Raw genomic sequence first — 15,850 nt, 5'->3', positions numbered from 1 at the left:
CACCGCCGGTGCGGCGGCACCGCCGCTGCGCAGGCGTGTGTGATCATACAAGGACCGGCGCCGCCTGCGACTGAGCTGCCGCCTGCCCACCCCCGCTCAGCCACCACCGTTCAGCCACTTCCGTTCAACCACCTCCGGAGCCGCAGCTTGGATCGAGCCCTGTCCTACCTCACGTTCAACCCGGAGCGCTTCGAACGGCTTTCCCCGCGCCGTCGGATGCTGCTCAGCCAGGTGCCCCTGACCGCGACGGCCCTGATCCTGCTGGCCGTGGTGGCCATCTTTGCGCCGGCCCTCCTTGCCGGGACCCTGCTGCAGCTGTGCATGCTGATGCACCTGCTGCTGCTCGTGCTCTGCGCCGCCGTCCCGTGGCACCGCCTCCCCCCGGCCGCGACCCTCACCATACCGGTCCTCGAATTCGTCCCGATCGCGCTGATGCGCGAAGGAGCCGGCACCGAATTCACCGCCCTCGGGCTCCTCGCCGCCTTCCCGGTCATCTGGTTGACGGCCTCGGGGATCCACCCCCGCGCCGCGATCCTCACCGGAGTACTTGGCTCGCTGGCCGTGGTGTGGGTGCCGCAGTTCCTGCGTGGGCCCGTCACCGCCGAGGAACTGGCCCGGCCCATGCTCCTGCCCATCATGATGCTGGCCATCGGCATCACCATCAGTGCCATCACCGGAGGCTTCAGGAACCAGCGGAGGATCCTTGAGACCAAGGATGCCGAACTCCGCTCGCTCCTTCAGGCCAGCGCCCGGCGCGAACGGCTGCTCCACACCGTCGTGAACGCCGTCGATGTTGGGGTGCTCGCCGTCGACTCCTCCGGCAAGGAGATTCTCGCCAACCAGAAGCACCGGCGGCTGATGCCCTCCACCGCCGCGCCGGCCGGCGCCGTCCACGGCGAGGCCGCCGCCCCCATGTTCGAGGAGGACGGAACCACCGTCCTGCCGCCGGAACGGCGTCCGCTGTACCGGGCGGTCGGCGGCGAGACCTTCTCGAAGGAAGTGGTGCGGATCGGCGCCGGCCCGGAGCAGAAAACCCTCTCGGCGTCGGCGGCCCGGATGAAGTCCGACGACGGGCGCCACGACGGCACGGTGGTCACCTTCAGCGACGTGACCGAACTGATGTCGGCGCTGAACGCGAAGCAGGCCTTCATTTCCAACATCACCCACGAACTGCGCACCCCGCTGACCTCGATCGTCGGCTACGTGGAGATGCTCTCCGGTGTCGACGGTGCGCCCGCGCCGATGGTGGCCGGCCTCGACGTCGTCTCCCGCAACGCCCAGCGCCTGCTCGGACTGGTCAACGACCTGCTGGGGACCGCCGACGGCCCGACGGCCCTGGATCCCTCCCCCACCGACTTCGTCCAGGTGGTCTCCCAGGCCATCGCCTCGGCGACGCCCCGTGCGATCGAGGCGGGGGTCGTGCTCGACACCGATCTGGCGGACGGCCTGCGGGTGGTGTGCGACCCCGGGAAGATCGGGCAGGTGCTCGACAACCTCATCTCCAACGCGATCAAGTATTCGCCGCGCGGCGGGACCATAACGGTTCACGCGCGGTCCGAGGACGGCCGGCTGCTGTGCACGGTGGCCGACACCGGGATGGGGATGAGCGAGGCCGACTGCAGCAACGTGTTCACCCGGTTCTTCCGCAGCCCGGAGGCGGTGCGTGCGGCGATCCCGGGCGTGGGGCTGGGCCTGGCCATCGTAAAGGAGATCATCGACCAGCACGACGGCGCAATCGAGTGCCGGAGCCGGCTCGGCGAGGGCACATCCATGACCTTCTGCCTGCCCCTGAAGCAGCCGGCCCTGAGCATGAACTGAGCGGCCGGCCACCTCGATTTTTCGATTCCGCAGGAGTGCTGGTAGAGTTTCATGCTGTTGCGGATGACACGGACTCGCAAAAAAGACCGTCTCAACGCCACGCACCTCTAGCTCAATTGGCAGAGCAATTGACTCTTAATCAATGGGTTCCGGGTTCAAGTCCCGGGGGGTGCACAGGGAAAAAGCGGCTCCTGCCCGACATCATGTCGGGCAGGAGCCGCTTTTCTTTTGCCGTGAGACGGGCCCGCCGTTCGACGCATGGCCGGCCGTGAAGCGTGCTGAAAATCGCCGGCTGGATCGGCCCATACCCGATCCATGCCCGGACCCGGCCGGCGGAGACCCCGCGGCCGGTGGTCACGGGCGGGGCCCGGCTGCGTCTATGCTTAAGACAGAAGCTCCCAGCGGGCTTCGAGGAACCCGGCAAGCTCTCGCCAGCTGCCGGGTTCCGTTCGTTGTAAGGTAAGTGCGACGCCACAGCGCAACCCGTGGGGCCGCAATCGACTCCTCCCGGCCTTCAGGAGCTCCGCGTGAAATCCAACGCCGACGACCCGCAGGGGTTCGACTTCCATCCCTGGCCGCAGCTGCCGCGCAACGGCGGGCGCTCCACGGCACGGATCGTGATCGGCAGCATCATTCTCGCCATCATCGTCATCGACACGGCGCTGTCCGGGCCCAACCTCGGCCGCATCATCGTCGCCTGCATCGTCCTATACGTCGTGATCATCTGGATGAGGCGCGAGCGTCCGCAGCAGCCCGACCGGTAGTGCGGCAGCGCCCGCGGCGCTAGTCGTCGGGGTGGTGGCGCGACTCCTGCACCGCCGCGCACACAGCCGCCGGTGGCCCGTCCACCGCGCAGTGGCGCAGGGTCGCGGCACCGGTCACAGCGGACCCGGTGGTCCATGCACCGGCAGCGCGGGCGGTCCTGGCACCGCCGGCGTCGGCGGTCTCAGCACCGGTGGCGGCGGCGTCTGCGGGCTTCGGCGTCGGTGCCCGCTCCGCCCCTTCGGGTAGTGCGGGGTTGCGGATCGTGACTGCGGCCAGGACCGCCGCCGCGGCAAGGACCCCGGCGCACACCATCGCCGCAAACCGGAACCCCTCGGCGAAGACCGGCGGGTCCGTGTATGCGTCCCCTGACAGTCCGGCGAGGGCCGGAAGCACCGCGATGGCGAGAAGGCCTGCGGCGCGGGCGACCGCGTTATTGACGCCGGAGGCGAGGCCGGCCTGCGCGTCGGACACCGAGGACAGCGCCGTGGAAGTCAGCGGCGCGACCAGCAGGGAAAGTCCGAGCCCAAGGACGACAACCGAGGGAAGGACGTCGATCCAGTAGGACGCCCCCTCGCCGATGCCCATCATCATCAGCGCGGCTACCGCGCAGATGGCCGGGCCCGCCGCCATGGGAAACCGGGGCCCGATGCGTACACTCAGCGCGCCGGCCCGGGAGGACAGCAGGAGCATCAGCACAGTCACCGGCAGCAGCGCGATTCCCGCCGCGAGCGGAGAGAACCCGGCGACGACCTGCAGGTGGACCACGAGCAGGAAGAAGATGCCCCCGAAGGCGCCGTAGATCAGGAACGTGACGGCGTTCGTGGCACTGAACTGGCGCACCGCGAAAATGCCCAGCGGCAGCATGGGCCGGGGCAGCCTGCTCTCCGTGATGAAGAAAGCGATGGTGCACACCGTGCCGAATGCGGCCGCGGTGACCACCGGCGCGGCCAGCGGCCCGGCGGTTGGGATGTCGATCAGCGCGTAGGTCCAGCCTCCCAGCGCCCCCGCCCCCAGCAGACCGCCGAGGTAGTCCGGGGTGCCGGTGGCCGAGGGGTTGCGGGTTTCCGGGACGTGGCGGTGGGAGATGACGACGACGACGGCGGCGATCGGCACGTTGATGAGGAAGATCCACCGCCAGGAGACGCTTTCGACGAGCCAGCCGCCCAGGAAAGGCCCGATGGCAGTCGCCACACCTCCGAGGCCCGACCAGGCGCCAATGGCGCGTGCGCGGTCCTCCCAGACGAATGACGCCTGGATCATGGCAAGGCTGCCCGGGGTCAGCAGGGCCCCTCCGATTCCCTGCAGGGCGCGCGCGGCGATCAGGGTGCCGGCATTGGGGGCCAGCCCGCACAGCAGCGAGGCCACGGCGAACCATACGACGCCGATGACGAACACGCGCTTGCGGCCGTACCGGTCGCCAAGCGATCCGCCCAGCAGGATGAAGGCGGCCAGGGTCAGCGTGTAGGCCGTGATCGTCCACTGCAGGACCTCGAAGGGGGCATCGAATTCCTCGCCGATCGCGGGAAGCGCCACGTTGACGACCGTGGCGTCGATTCCCGCGATTGCCGACCCCAGGATGGATGCCAGCAACAGCCAGCGGCCTGACGCCGACCCGAACCGTACAACCTCGTTCATGGATTCTCTGCTTCCCGGCAGGCCTCCCAGCGGCTGCCAAGAGTCAGTGTCCCATCCACCGGAAAGCCAAACAAGGAAGGTGCCCGGGAACCGGCCAGCATGACGCGGCGGCTCCCGGGCACCGGGAGGGCTTCACTTCCGCCCCGGCCGGAGCGGGTGCTCAGGAGTTGGAGGCCTCCTTGTTGACGTCAGTCGGGGAGTCATACTCCCGGTCGGGCAGCCCCCGCAGGGTCTGCATCACCTCGTCACCGGCGCCTGAGCCCTCCGCGTGCTTCACCAGGTCGTCCTTGGATACGGGGTAGTCGATCCCTCCGAGCGCCTTCTGGATATCGATCGGGCTTGGATTGGCCATTGCGTACATCCCTTCTGTTGATGGATCGATTCACTGGCCGAGGATCACCCCGGCAGCGTCTGTGAAGGTATGAGGACGTCGATCTCCGGGTCGGCGGCCCCGGCCGGCACGCCCCAGTCCCCCGACCAGCGCCGGGTCACGACGCGCCCTCCACCACCGGGCCCGGCCCGCGGATTTTCCGCAGCACCGCCGAGGTGGACCGTTCGGGAACGTAGTCGAGGATCCGCACCGACCCGCCGCAGGCCTCCACGGCCGGTGTCTCGGCGAGCATCTGTTCGGAGTAGTCGCCGCCCTTGGCGTAGATGTCCGGGCGCAGGGCCTCGATCAGGGGCACCGGGGTGTCGGTGCTGAACACCGTGACGTAGTCGACGCAGCTCAGGGCGGCCAGCACACCGGCCCGGTCGGCGGCCGGGTTGATGGGGCGGTCGGGGCCCTTGAGCCGCCGCACGCCGTCGTCGTCGTTGACGGCGACGACGAGCACGTCGCCGAGCTGCTTGGCCTGGTTGAGGTAGGCCGTGTGGCCGCGGTGGAGCACGTCGAAGCAGCCGTTGGTGAGCACAATCCTCCGTCCCTCGGCCCGCTCCCGCCGGATGGCCTGCAGCAGCTCGTCCGGTTCGAGCGCCGTCCCCGCGAAGCTGCCGAGGTGCTGGGCAAGGTCAGCCGCCGAACAGACCGAGGTGCCGGCGCGGTGCACCACGATGTCGGCGCCCGCCTGGGCGAGGTCAAGGCTTGTGGTCAGCGGCAGCCCGGCGGCGCGGGCGGCGGCCAGGCAGGCCACGAAGGTGTCCCCCGCACCGGAGGCCTGCTTCTCGGTGGCGGGCCTCGCCCAGGTGCGGTGGAACTCCCCGTCAGCGGTCAGCAGGACCGTGCCGTCCCGGTCGAGGGTCACGACCACGGCGGCCGCTCCACTGGCCTCGAGCAGCTCGGCGCTGCGCTCGCGCACCGCCTGGGCCCGGTCTCCCCTCGGGTCGAGCCGCTCCCCGAGCAGTCCCGCCGCCTCACGGGCGTTGGGCGTGACCAGATCGGGGCGCAGCGCGGCCCACGCCGCCGGGTCGTGGGCGTCGACGAGGGTCAGCCGGTCCCCCGGGGCGGCGGCGAGCGCGTCGCGGACCTGCCCGTCGAGGACACCGGAACCGTAGTCGCACACGATGACGGCGTCGCTGCCCCCGACCGCGGCCGCAGCCTCGGCGGCCACCCGCGCAGCGGCACCGGCCGGCACGCTCCGGGGGGTCTCATCGAGGCGCAGCAGCACCTGGTCGCCGCCGAGGATGCGGTACTTGGTGGTCGTGGTGATGGCCGGATCCTCGACGAGGTGGGTGACGTCCACGCCCGCCGCGTCGAGCAGCCCGCGCAGTCGAGCACCGGCCTCGTCGGCGCCCGTGAGCCCGCACAGGCGCACCCGGGCGCCGAGTGCGGCGAGGTTCATCGCGGTATTGGCCGCGCCGCCCGGCGCGTAGTCCCGGCGGTCGAGCTCCACCACCGGGGCCGGAGCCTCCCGGCAGAGCCGCTCGATGGTGCCGCTGAACCAGCCGTCGAGCATCACATCGCCCACCACTGTGATGACCGGCGATATCCCGGCGATGCTCAGCGGAACCCAGCCGGCCAGGCCGCGGACCTCCTCGAGGCCGCCCATCAGGGTTTTCCCGCCGGAGGGGAACTGATGTGCACCACCTTGACGCGGGTGAATTCGTCGAGCAGTTCGGGCCCGTAGCCGAACCCCTCGCCGCTGATGCCCCGCGGCTGGGCCGAGCCGCCGGGGGCGCCGCCGAAGACGGCGTTGACCTTCACGGTGCCCACTGGAAGGGTGGCGACGGCCCGCTGGGCGTTGGCGATGCTGCCGGTCAGCACGGTCGCGGCGAGCCCGTACCGGCCGGACGCCGCACGGGCCAGGCCCTCTTCGAAGCTCTCGACGAAGCTCACGGGGGCAACCGGTCCGAAGGTTTCCTCGGTCATCACCCGCATCACCTCGGTGCAGCCCAGGAGCACCGTGGCCGGGTAGTGGGCGCCCGGGCCCTCCGGGATCCTCCCCCCGATGGCCCGCACCGCGCCGAAGGTGATGGCCTCGGACACCTGGGCGTGGACCTCCTCGCGCAGCCGGGTGTCAACGAGGGGGGGGAACGCTCCGCTGTCGTTGCGGCGCCGGGCCTGCTCGACGAGCGCCTCGGCGAAGCGCCCGGAAATTTCGCGGTGCACGTAGATCCGCTCAACGGCCGTGCAGATCTGCCCGCTGTTGGCGAAGGCACCGACCGCGGCCTGCTCCGCGGCCCACACCGGATTGACGTCGGCGTCGATGACGAGCGGATCATTGCCGCCGTTCTCCCGCAGCACATGCGTACCGGTCAGCGCAGCGGCCCGGGCGATGCGCTCCCCCGTGGCGCTCGAGCCGACGTGGGCGAAGACGTCGACTCCGCCCTGCCGGGTCAGGAGGGCCCCGACCTCGGCTCCGCCGGTGAGGGTGATGAGCACCCCGTAGGGGAAGGCCTGGGAGAGGACCTCCCCGAGCCGCATCCCGAGGTGGGGGCAGCGCTCACTTGGCTTGTGCACCACGGTGTTGCCCGTCACCAGCGCCGCCGCGATCAACCCCACCGCGACGGCCACCGGGTCGTTCCAGGGGGTCAGCAGGACGGCGACTCCGCGGGGCTCGGCCACTGTGTAGTCCGCCGCGAGCACCGCCCCGCGAAGGGCGTGACCCCGGTGCACCGGCCCCAGTTCGGCGTACTGCTCAAGAGCCGATACCCCTGCGTGCACCCCGCCCAGTGCCTCCTCCACCGGCCGTCCCGTCTCGCGCGCGTTCAGCTCCGCAAGCTCCGGCGCCGCGGCCCTGAGGGCATCGGCGGCCGAGCGCAGGTGCCGGCCGCGGACCGCCGGGTCGGTGGCCGCCCACTCGGGGTGGACGGTGCGGGCCAGGGACAGGGCGATCTCCACCTGCTCCGGCGTTGAGGGTACGAGGGTTCCAACAACCGTCCCGTCCCGGGGATCCAGCACGGTGATCGCGTCGGCCCCTGGGGGCGAATCGACGTGGGAATTGGTGGACATCGCGCTCCTTGGCAGGTTCTCCGGGCCGGCCCGCGGCGGCTCTCGAATTCCGGCGGGTAGCTAGACCAATACCCCGGCGTCCACGCGTTTACACAGCCCCGGCGCGGAGATTTAGAAATTGTCCTGCGTCTCTACCGGACCCTATGGTTTCCTCAACACGGCCGGCGGAGACGGCGCGTCGACGCCGGGACGGACCCGGGATGCGGCCCGGAGGCGAATCAGGAGGGGATCATGAACCACGCCCTACCGGCGGTGGCCGAAGGCATCGACGCGACCGCCCGGGGAGTCGGGCCGGTAAGTCCGGCCTTCGAGGATGTCCAACGCATCGCGGTGCTGCGCGGCGGAGGCCTCGGGGACCTGATGTTCGCCGTGCCCGCCATCGACGCCCTCCAGGCCCGGTACCCCCAGGCACGCATCACCCTGCTGGGCACCCCGCTCGCCGCCGCGCTGCTCAGGGACCGCCCCGGGCCGGTATCCGACGTCGAGATCCTTCCGGTGGCACCGGGCGTCCGCGAGGGGGCGGCCGACCCGCTGGCGGTGGAGGAGTTCTTCGACCGGATGGCCGCGCGGAAATTCGACCTGGCCGTCCAGATCCACGGCGGGGGGCGCAACTCGAATCCATTCCTGCTCCGCCTGGGCGCCCGGCACACGGTCGGAACCCGGACCCCCGACGCCGCGGCGCTCGAGCGCACGATTCCCTACGTCTACTACCAGCACGAGGTCTTCCGTGCCCTTGAGGTTGCCGGCCTCGCGGGGGCCGAACCGCGGATCCTCGAGCCGCGGATCACGGTACGGGCCGACGAACTCGACGACGCCGCCCGGCTCATGCCCGGCGACGGCCCGCTGGTCACCCTCCATCCGGGCGCGACGGATCCCCGCCGGCGCTGGCCGGCGGAATCCTTTGCCGCAGTGGCCGCCCTCGCGGCCGCCGACGGGGCCCGGGTCCTCGTCGTCGGAGATGAAACCGACCGCCCGGCCGCACAGGAGATCCTTCGGCTCGCACGCGGGCAGGCGCCGGGGGCCTCAATCACCTCGCTGGCCGGAGACCTCGACCTGGGCCAGCTGGCCGGGGTGCTTGCCGCAAGCACCGTGGTTGTCGGCAACGACAGCGGACCCCGCCACCTCGCGCAGGCCGTGGGCGCCCCGACCGTCGGGGTCTACTGGATCGGAAACGTCATCAATGCCGGTGCCATCGGCCGCGCGCTGCACCGCGTCCACTTCGCCTGGGTCACCGTCTGCGCCACCTGCGGCGTGGACGTGACCCAGGTGGGCTGGACGGCCGAACGGTGCGAGCACGACGATTCCTTGGTGGGCGCCGTCCGGCCGGAGGCCGTCTACGAAGATGTACGGCAGCTTATGGCCACGAACCTTCCTCTTCGTGGCAGATGAGCATCTGGCGCACCTCGCAGCCCCGCGGCTGAGACAGGGCGAACAGGATGGCGGCGGCCACCCGCTCGGGGTCGTTGAGCCGTGAGTCGTCCTGCGGCTTGTACTGTTCGTCGCGGTCGTCGAAGAAGCGGGTCTTCATGCCCCCCGGGATGATGGTGGTGACCCCCATCCGGCCGGCGGTTTCGGCCGCGAGGGCGTGGGAGAAGCCGACCACGCCGAACTTCGAGGCGCAGTAGGCGGTGGCGTCGGCCACCGCACGGATGCCGAGGGTCGAGGCGATCGTCACCACCCGACCGTGGACGGGCAGGAGGTACGGCAGGGCGGCCCGGACGGTGGAGACGGTGCCGAGCAGGTTGACGCCCAGGACCTTCTCCCACTGCTCGGCCGGGACGTCTTCGAGCTTGCCGCAGCGGTCGATGCCGGCGGCGGTCACCACCGCGTCGAGGCCGCCGAGCGTTTCTCCCGCCTCCCGGACGGCGGCTTCGACCGCGCTCCGGTCGGCCACATCGACTTCGAAGGCCTTGACCCCGGAGACCCGGCTGACGTCGAGGTCGAGGACGACCGGGGTGCCGCCGGCGGCCAGGACGGCCTCCACGACGGCGGCTCCGAGGCCGGAGTTTCCCCCGGTGACGAGCACCCGTCCGGGGTTGGCCGCGGCCGGGGACCGGTGTTCGGTCGCTGGATTGGTCTGTTCAGTTGATGGAGTGGTCATTTCTTCCTTTCGGTTGCTGCGGAGGTGCTCCCGGCCCGGCGGATCGACCGGGCCGTCATCAGGGCGGGGCCGCTCAGCCCACGCGGGCCAGTGCAGCCGCGAGTTTCGTGGTGGAACGGGCCGGAATGTAGGGAACGGTGACGGTCCTGCCTCCCCAGCCGGCGACGAGGCGCGCCTCCGGCAGGTCGGCTGCGGCGTAGTCGCCGCCTTTGACCCAGATGTCCGGCCGAAGGCGTTCGAGGGCGTTTTCCGGGGTCGATTCCTCGAAGACCAGCACCGCGTCGACGCACTCGAGGGCGAGGAGCAGCTCCACCCGGTCCTGAAGCTGCATGATCGGCCGGGTTTCGCCCTTGAGCCGGCGTACGGAGGCATCCGAGTTCAGGCACACAATGAGGCAGTCGCCCAGCCCCCGCGCGGCGGCGAGGGTACGCGCATGGCCGGCGTGGAGCAGGTCGAAGCAGCCTCCGGTGGCCACCACCGTGCCGCCCGCTTCGCGCGTCCGCCGGGCCGTGTCGAGGGCGTCCACGCCGGGGACGGCGAGCACCTCCGGTTCCCGGACGGCGCGGAGGGAAGAGACCCCGCCGGCGCCGAGGAAAGCGGCCGCGGCCTCCACCGCCTCCTGCGTGGCGGCGTCAAGGGGGTACCCGCGGGCCAGGGCGACAGCGAGGGTGGCGGCGAAGCGGTCGCCGGCGCCGCAGGGATCGGGGGCCGTGACCTTCGGGGCGGGAACGGCCTGGGCCAGGGCATCCTCCGCCGAGACCAGCGCACCCCGCTCCCCCAGGGTCACCACCACGGCCCGGGCCTTCCACCGCGTGCGCAGGCGGTCGGCGGCCTCGGCGGCCGCGGCGGTCCGCTCGCCGTCGACCCCGGCGAACCGGAGCGCCTCGGCGAAGTTGGGCGTCACCGCAGAGGTTCCGGGCAGCGGGTCGGCCCCCGACGGGTGGGGGTCCCAGACCACCGGGACCCTTCCCACCTGCTGCGCCAGCGCCCGGCGAAGTTCCTTGTTGAGCAGCAGCCCCCGACCATAGTCGGCCACCACAATCGCTTCGGCGCGCTCCAGGGCGGCCGCCATCTCCGGGGTGCAGGCCGGCACCGGCGCCGGCGCGCACCCCTCATCGAAGCGCACCACGGGGTGCCCGGCGGCACGGACCCGGGTCTTCACCGGGGTCGGGGCCCCGGACGGGCCGGCGGTCACGGTGATCCCCTCGAGCTCGGCACGCAGGAGGACCGCCGCGTCGTCGTCGGAGAGCACCGTGACCAGTTCGGTGTCGTGGCCGTCGCGCTGGAGCATCCGCGCCACCAGCCCGGCGCCGCCGGCCCGCCGCTGCACGGTGTCGACGTCGACGACCGGCACAGGGGCGTCCGGGGAGAGGCGTTCCGCCGCTCCGGACAGGTCGGCGTCGAGGAGGACATCGCCGATCACCAGGACCCTCATGAGCGTTCCTCCCGGTACCGGCGCACTTCCGAATCGAACGCCCGGCAGAGTGCGTGCAGGGCGATCAGGTGTCCCTCCTGGGCGTTAGCCGAGGCCGCCTCCACCGCAACGTAGTCGTCGACGCAGCAGCTGAGCGGGTTGGGCGCCGAACCGGTGAGGGCCCAGGTGGTGATGCCCGCCGCCCGGGCCGCCTCCACCGCGTGCAGCAGGTTCGGGCTTTTCCCGCTCGTGCTCAACAGGATCAGCACGTCGCCGCGCCGGCCGTGGGCGCGCACCTGGCGGGCGAACAACTGGTCGTACCCGTAGTCGTTGGCGATCGCGGTCACCGCCGAGCTCTCGGCATGGAGGGAGATCGCGGAGAACGGCTCGCGCTCGCCGTCGAACCTCCCCACCAGTTCGGCGGTGAGGTGCTGCGCCTCGGCAGCCGACCCGCCGTTTCCTGCGGCGAGCAGCCGGCTCCCGGCCAGCAGGCGCCCGGCCAGCTCCACGCCCCAGCGGGCGAGGTGGTCCGCCTCGGCACGCAGGGATTCGAGGGCGGGAAGGACCGCCGCGAGGTGGTCCACCACGGCCTTGAGGGAGTGCGCATGCCGCTCGTCGGAAAATCCCTCGAGTCCGGCCGGAAGGTCCCGGTCGTGCGCCGGCAGGGTTCCGAGGGGCCGGCCGGCGTTGAGGTATTCGGCGGTCACAGCGCCCTCCCTCCCGTGCTCTCCAGCGGGCGCGGCAGCGGAAGCCCCTGCGCCTCATCTGTCAGGCGGGCACTGCGCAGCGTCAGCAGGTAGGCCTTTTCGGTGTCTGCAGCGATCCGGTTCCAGGAATACCGGGCGCGGACCCGCCGGTAGCCGTTCCGGCCGAGTTCGGCGCCCCAGTCGGGGCTGTCGAGGATCTCCCCCACCGCACCGGCGATGGCACCGGGGTCCTGCGGCGGAACGTGCCTGCCGGTGCGTCCGTCGACCACTGTGTCGACAAGCCCCCCGACGGCCGCCGCGACAACGGGAACCCCGCATGCCATGGCCTCGAGGGGGACGATGCCGAAGGGCTCGTACCAGGGAGCGCAGACGACGGCATCGGCGCTGCGCAGGACTCCGGGCATCTCCTCCCGCCCCACCTGCCCGGCGAACACCACCCGGTCCCCGACGCCCAGGTCGGCGGCCAGGGCCTTCAGCCGCCGTGCCTCGGGGTCCTCCTCGAGGCGGGCAGCATTCCCGGGGCCGCCGACGAGCACGAGCTCGACGTCGTACCCGCCGTCGGCGAGGATCCGCAGGGCGCGGATCGTCAGGTCCATGCCCTTGCGCGGGACGAGGCGTCCGACGGAAACGATCCGGTGTGCGCGCCCGCGGGGAGCTGCGGGCCCCGTCGGGGAGAACAGGTCGAGGTCGACCCCGCACGGTGCGATGGAGACCCGGGTGCCGGGGATGCCGAGCGCCTTGAGCTCGAAGACCTCGTCGCTGCACGTGGCGATGATCCGGTCCGCACCCTGACCGACGGCCGTCTCAAGCCGGATGCGCTCCGCGGGGCTGGTGTCCTCACCGCCCTGGTGGCGGCGCTTCACTGTGCCCAGGGCATGGAAGGTCTGGACAACCACCGGCCGACGGGTGGGAGGGCACTGCGCCGCCGCGTCGAGGCAGGCCAGCCCGGACATCCAGAAATGTCCGTGCACCACCTCGGGCGGACGGGCACCCCAGTCCGCCAGGATGCCCCGGGCGAAGTCAGGCATGAACGGCAGCAGCTGGTCCTTCGGCACTGCGCGGGGAGGACCGGCATCGACGTGGACGATGTCGAGGCCCGCGGCGGAGCGCACGCGCCGGGGCAGGCCGGGTTCGTCCCGTCGAGTGTAGACCGTGACGTCGTGGCCGCGCTGCGCGAGGGCACGGGACAGCTCCGCGACATGCACGTTCTGCCCGCCTGCGTCGACTCCGCCGAGGGCCGCGAGCGGACTCGCGTGTTCGGAAACCAGGGATATCCTCACTGCGCTCTCCTTTCGGTTACTGCCAGGACCCGCCCGCGCCCGGCAGCGGCATCCAGCACGTCGTCCCAGTCCGTCAGGAACCGGGCGAGGGAATAACGGTCGAGGGCGGCCCGGCGGGCGGCGCGGCCGCGGGAACGGGCCTCGTCGGGATCGTCCAGCAGCCGCGCCGCCGTGGCCGTGAGGTCACCGACGTTCGTCGAGACGGCTCCGGCTTCGGGCGGGACCGCCCTGGCCGCCTCGGTGGTCGCCAGGACCAGCACGGGCATGCCAAGGTGCATCGCCTCGAGCAGGGCGAGTCCAAGGGAGGTCCACCTAGGGGGGTGGAGGTAGGCGCGGGAGCGGGCGAGCCGGGCGTGGAGCTGCGCGGTGGGCAGGTCCCCGCCGAGCCGCAGCCGCTCCGGGGGCAGCCCGAGCAGGTCCGGAAGGCCGTCGCCGCCCATGCCGAACACCTCAAGGGGTGCGGTGGGGGCAAAGCGGGCCAGCAGGTCGGTGCCGGTGACGCGTCCCCTGCGGACAGGTTCGTTGATGACCACCCCGAGCTGTTCCAGCTCTCCGGTGTAGAGCGGGCCGGGATCGACGATGCCGTGTTCGACGACGGTGGTCCGGGCCATCCCGTTGTCCCAGATCAGCTCGTTGAAGTGGGTCACGTGGACCACGGGGATGAGGTCCTGCCCCCCGAGGGGATGTAGCGCCGACGGAACGTCGCCCTTGGGGGTGTTGTGCTCGAGGTAGACAGCCGGCAGGTCCCGTCCGGGTGTGCGGTTCAGGAGCCGCTCGCACTCCGCGATCTCCTCGACCCGCTGCAGGACGACGACGTCGATGTCCTGCCCGGCGAGCTGTCCGGGCTCAACCTCACGCACCGAATCCGGCCAATCCCTCCCCGCGCGTCCCAGGCCCCACGGCCCGCCCTCGGCGGTGGTGGGGAGCAGGTAGGTGTGGCTGCCGCGCACGAAGGCGTCGGTCCAACCTCCATGGACGTGCCAGAGCAGGATCTTCATTGGCTCCTCCTTTCGCGGCCGCGCGCCTCCGCTCGGCCGATGCGGCGCCGTGAACCGATCGAAGCGACTCCGGCAGTCAGCCGGCGGACGGCGTCGACGACCTCCTCGGGCTGGACGCTTGAGAGGCACGGATGCCCCGGCACCGGGCAGGTCCGGGCACGGCTCAGCGCGCAGGGCGCGCCCTGGTCCCCGAGGAGTTCAACGGGCACCTTATAGGGCGCCCACCGCACGGCGGGCACCACCGGCGAGAACAGGCAGGCCACCGGCGTCCCCACGGCGGCGGCGAGGTGGGCCGGCCCGGTGTTGCCGGTGATGACGGCTGCGGCTCCCTGCAGGACGGCCGCCAGCGACGCAAGGTCCGTGCGGCCTCCGAGGTCAAGGCCCTCCGGTCCGGCGACCGTCGCGGTCAGCCCGGTCTCCGCAGGTCCGCCCGTGACGACCACGCGGAAGCCCGCGGCGGTGAGCAGTTCGACGGCGGCGGCGTGGTGCAGCGGAGGCCAGGCGCGCGCCGGCACGGCGGCCCCGGGGTGCACGACGACATAGGGAGCCTCCCCCACCAGGGCCGAAACGTCGGGAAGGCCCGTGACGTGGAGGCGTCCGTCGTCGTCCGGGGGGAGCTGGTAGCCGGCGGCCGCGGCGATGCACAGCGCCCGTTCGGCCTCCGGCTGGTCCTCGGGGAAGTCCTCGCCGGGCTTGAGCCGGACATCGAGCAGGGACCCGGCGTAGTCGACCGACGCCCCCGTGATCCGCGCGATGCCGGCGAGCCGCAGCGCCAGGGCCAGCGGCAGCGGTGACTGGTGGAAGGAGGTGAGGATGACCGCCTCCGCGGCGCCGCATGCCGCGGCGTGGTCGATGACCTCCCGCAGCAGGCCGGAGGTGACCGGCGGCGCCGGATCGACGATCCAGGGCGCCGCCCAGGTGAGCACGTCCACGACGCCGGGCAGCAGCCGGGCCGCCGGTGCGCCCTGCGGCCCGCACAGCATGACCACCTCGGCCGGCGCTCCCCCGCGCCCGGCAGCGATAGCGCGGACGGCCGGTCCGGCGAGCAGGACGTCCCCCACGCTGTCGAGGCGGGCCACCAGCACGCGCCCGGTCACCGCGGATCCCGCCAGAGCAGCTCCACGGCCGCGCCGAGGGAGGAGGCGACGGCCGGTGCGGCAGCGATCTCCTCCGGCCGGGTGACGGCGGTGGGCACCAGGACACCGGCCGCACCGGCCGCCCGGGCAGCCCCCATGTCGGCGCCGATGTCGCCGATCACCGCCACCTGGGCGGGCTCAAGCCCGAGCCTGCGGCAGGCGGCCAAGACCATGCCGGGCTCCGGTTTCCGGCAGGGGCACCCGTCGGCCGGGCCGTGAGGGCAGACCTCCCAGAGGGCGAAGGGGCCAAGGATCTCTTCGATGCGGGCGTGAACGGCGTCGACCTGCGCGCGGGTCAGGAGGCCCCTCGCGATCCCGGACTGGTTCGTCACCACCCCCACGGCGACGCCGGCGTCCCGCAGCCGGTCAAGGACCTCCCGTGCACCGGGCATCTCCCGGACGAGCGCGGGCTCACCGTTGTACGGGACATCGACGACAAGCGTTCCGTCACGGTCGAAGAGGACCGCCTGTGGAGCGGCCGCAATCAAAGCCCTGCTTCTCATACAAGCTCTGTTCCCGAGAAGATGCAGTGCTAAACACTTGAAGGCAAACTTCTTTCCGCGCTGCCGCCGAAAGTGCCCGGTCCTGCGCCCGTTTCCTCTGCAAGG

14 protein-coding genes and 1 tRNA gene are annotated in these 15,850 nt (G+C 71.8%); 4 read left to right on the top strand and 11 right to left on the bottom strand.

Annotation, left to right across the window (positions count from 1 at the left end; genetic code table 11):
* Positions 1-147: 147 nt before the first annotated feature.
* The 3 genes from I6N91_RS13990 to I6N91_RS13980 all read left to right on the top strand — a co-directional run bounded on the left by I6N91_RS13990 (position 148) and on the right by I6N91_RS13980 (position 2,582).
* Positions 148-1,818: a PAS domain-containing sensor histidine kinase gene (locus I6N91_RS13990; RefSeq protein WP_198813629.1), complete on the top strand. Its 1,671-nt coding sequence runs from the start codon at positions 148-150 to the stop codon at positions 1,816-1,818.
* Positions 1,819-1,919: 101 nt separating this feature from the next.
* A tRNA-Lys gene (locus I6N91_RS13985) sits at positions 1,920-1,992 on the top strand.
* A gap of 353 nt (positions 1,993-2,345) precedes the next feature.
* Positions 2,346-2,582 carry a hypothetical protein gene (locus I6N91_RS13980; RefSeq protein ID WP_198813628.1) on the top strand — a complete coding sequence of 79 codons (237 nt, stop codon included), beginning with the start codon at positions 2,346-2,348 and terminating at the stop codon, positions 2,580-2,582.
* Positions 2,583-2,601: 19 nt separating this feature from the next.
* Here the strand turns inward: I6N91_RS13980 and I6N91_RS13975 are convergent, their stop codons facing one another.
* From I6N91_RS13975 to I6N91_RS13960, 4 genes are all read right to left on the bottom strand, one after another.
* A complete protein-coding gene (locus I6N91_RS13975) occupies positions 2,602-4,218 on the bottom strand; it encodes an MFS transporter (protein WP_198813627.1) in 1,617 nt (538 codons plus the stop codon).
* Between the two features lie 160 nt (positions 4,219-4,378).
* Positions 4,379-4,570, bottom strand: coding sequence for a DUF2795 domain-containing protein (locus I6N91_RS13970; RefSeq protein WP_198813625.1), 192 nt, complete (start codon positions 4,568-4,570; stop codon positions 4,379-4,381).
* Positions 4,571-4,706: 136 nt separating this feature from the next.
* Positions 4,707-6,203: a D-glycero-beta-D-manno-heptose 1-phosphate adenylyltransferase gene (gene rfaE2, locus I6N91_RS13965; protein ID WP_198813623.1), complete on the bottom strand. Its 1,497-nt coding sequence runs from the start codon at positions 6,201-6,203 to the stop codon at positions 4,707-4,709.
* Positions 6,203-7,606, bottom strand: coding sequence for an aldehyde dehydrogenase (locus tag I6N91_RS13960; RefSeq protein WP_198813622.1), 1,404 nt, complete (start codon positions 7,604-7,606; stop codon positions 6,203-6,205). The genes rfaE2 and I6N91_RS13960 overlap by 1 nt, the downstream gene beginning before the upstream one ends.
* Before the next feature lie 231 nt (positions 7,607-7,837).
* Between I6N91_RS13960 and I6N91_RS13955 the strand changes: the two genes are divergently transcribed.
* A complete protein-coding gene (locus I6N91_RS13955) occupies positions 7,838-8,995 on the top strand; it encodes a glycosyltransferase family 9 protein (protein WP_198813620.1) in 1,158 nt (385 codons plus the stop codon).
* Here I6N91_RS13955 and I6N91_RS13950 read toward each other — a convergent pair.
* From I6N91_RS13950 to I6N91_RS13920, 7 genes are all read right to left on the bottom strand, one after another.
* The gene (locus I6N91_RS13950) at positions 8,961-9,707 is read right to left on the bottom strand and encodes an SDR family oxidoreductase (RefSeq protein WP_198813619.1); all 747 of its coding nucleotides are present in this window, start codon (positions 9,705-9,707) and stop codon (positions 8,961-8,963) included. The genes I6N91_RS13955 and I6N91_RS13950 overlap by 35 nt on opposite strands.
* A 73-nt stretch (positions 9,708-9,780) precedes the next feature.
* Positions 9,781-11,142 carry a PfkB family carbohydrate kinase gene (locus I6N91_RS13945; RefSeq protein WP_198813618.1) on the bottom strand — a complete coding sequence of 454 codons (1,362 nt, stop codon included), beginning with the start codon at positions 11,140-11,142 and terminating at the stop codon, positions 9,781-9,783.
* Positions 11,139-11,708: an SIS domain-containing protein gene (locus tag I6N91_RS13940; RefSeq protein ID WP_307843365.1), complete on the bottom strand. Its 570-nt coding sequence runs from the start codon at positions 11,706-11,708 to the stop codon at positions 11,139-11,141. Before I6N91_RS13940 ends, I6N91_RS13945 begins: the two co-directional genes overlap by 4 nt.
* A 116-nt stretch (positions 11,709-11,824) precedes the next feature.
* A complete protein-coding gene (locus I6N91_RS13935) occupies positions 11,825-13,108 on the bottom strand; it encodes a glycosyltransferase (protein WP_198813617.1) in 1,284 nt (427 codons plus the stop codon).
* Entirely contained in the window at positions 13,105-14,106 is a 1,002-nt protein-coding gene (locus I6N91_RS13930; RefSeq protein ID WP_198813616.1) for a glycosyltransferase, read from the bottom strand. Before I6N91_RS13930 ends, I6N91_RS13935 begins: the two co-directional genes overlap by 4 nt.
* Positions 14,103-15,203 (bottom strand): glycosyltransferase family 9 protein, encoded by a 1,101-nt coding sequence (locus tag I6N91_RS13925; RefSeq protein ID WP_307843364.1) that lies wholly within the window; start codon positions 15,201-15,203, stop codon positions 14,103-14,105. Before I6N91_RS13925 ends, I6N91_RS13930 begins: the two co-directional genes overlap by 4 nt.
* Positions 15,200-15,745, bottom strand: a complete 546-nt coding sequence (locus I6N91_RS13920) for an HAD family hydrolase (RefSeq protein WP_198813615.1) — start codon at positions 15,743-15,745, stop codon at positions 15,200-15,202. Before I6N91_RS13920 ends, I6N91_RS13925 begins: the two co-directional genes overlap by 4 nt.
* Positions 15,746-15,850: the final 105 nt, after the last annotated feature.

The organism is Arthrobacter sp. MSA 4-2, from assembly GCF_016405885.1.
GTDB lineage: Bacteria > Actinomycetota > Actinomycetes > Actinomycetales > Micrococcaceae > Arthrobacter_D.
This window is presented reverse-complemented; position numbering and strand designations above follow the sequence as displayed.

Bases quoted from the DNA above. Each gene is read 5' to 3' on its own strand.
- I6N91_RS13975 (WP_198813627.1), bottom strand. From the start codon at position 4,218: ATGAACGAGGTTGTACGGTTCGGGTCGGCGTCAGGCCGCTGGCTGTTG.
- I6N91_RS13970 (WP_198813625.1), bottom strand. From the start codon at position 4,570: ATGGCCAATCCAAGCCCGATCGATATCCAGAAGGCGCTCGGAGGGATC.
- rfaE2 (WP_198813623.1), bottom strand. From the start codon at position 6,203: ATGGGCGGCCTCGAGGAGGTCCGCGGCCTGGCCGGCTGGGTTCCGCTG.
- I6N91_RS13960 (WP_198813622.1), bottom strand. From the start codon at position 7,606: ATGTCCACCAATTCCCACGTCGATTCGCCCCCAGGGGCCGACGCGATC.
- I6N91_RS13955 (WP_198813620.1), top strand. From the start codon at position 7,838: ATGAACCACGCCCTACCGGCGGTGGCCGAAGGCATCGACGCGACCGCC.
- I6N91_RS13950 (WP_198813619.1), bottom strand. From the start codon at position 9,707: ATGACCACTCCATCAACTGAACAGACCAATCCAGCGACCGAACACCGG.
- I6N91_RS13945 (WP_198813618.1), bottom strand. From the start codon at position 11,142: ATGAGGGTCCTGGTGATCGGCGATGTCCTCCTCGACGCCGACCTGTCC.
- I6N91_RS13930 (WP_198813616.1), bottom strand. From the start codon at position 14,106: ATGAAGATCCTGCTCTGGCACGTCCATGGAGGTTGGACCGACGCCTTC.
- I6N91_RS13920 (WP_198813615.1), bottom strand. From the start codon at position 15,745: ATGAGAAGCAGGGCTTTGATTGCGGCCGCTCCACAGGCGGTCCTCTTC.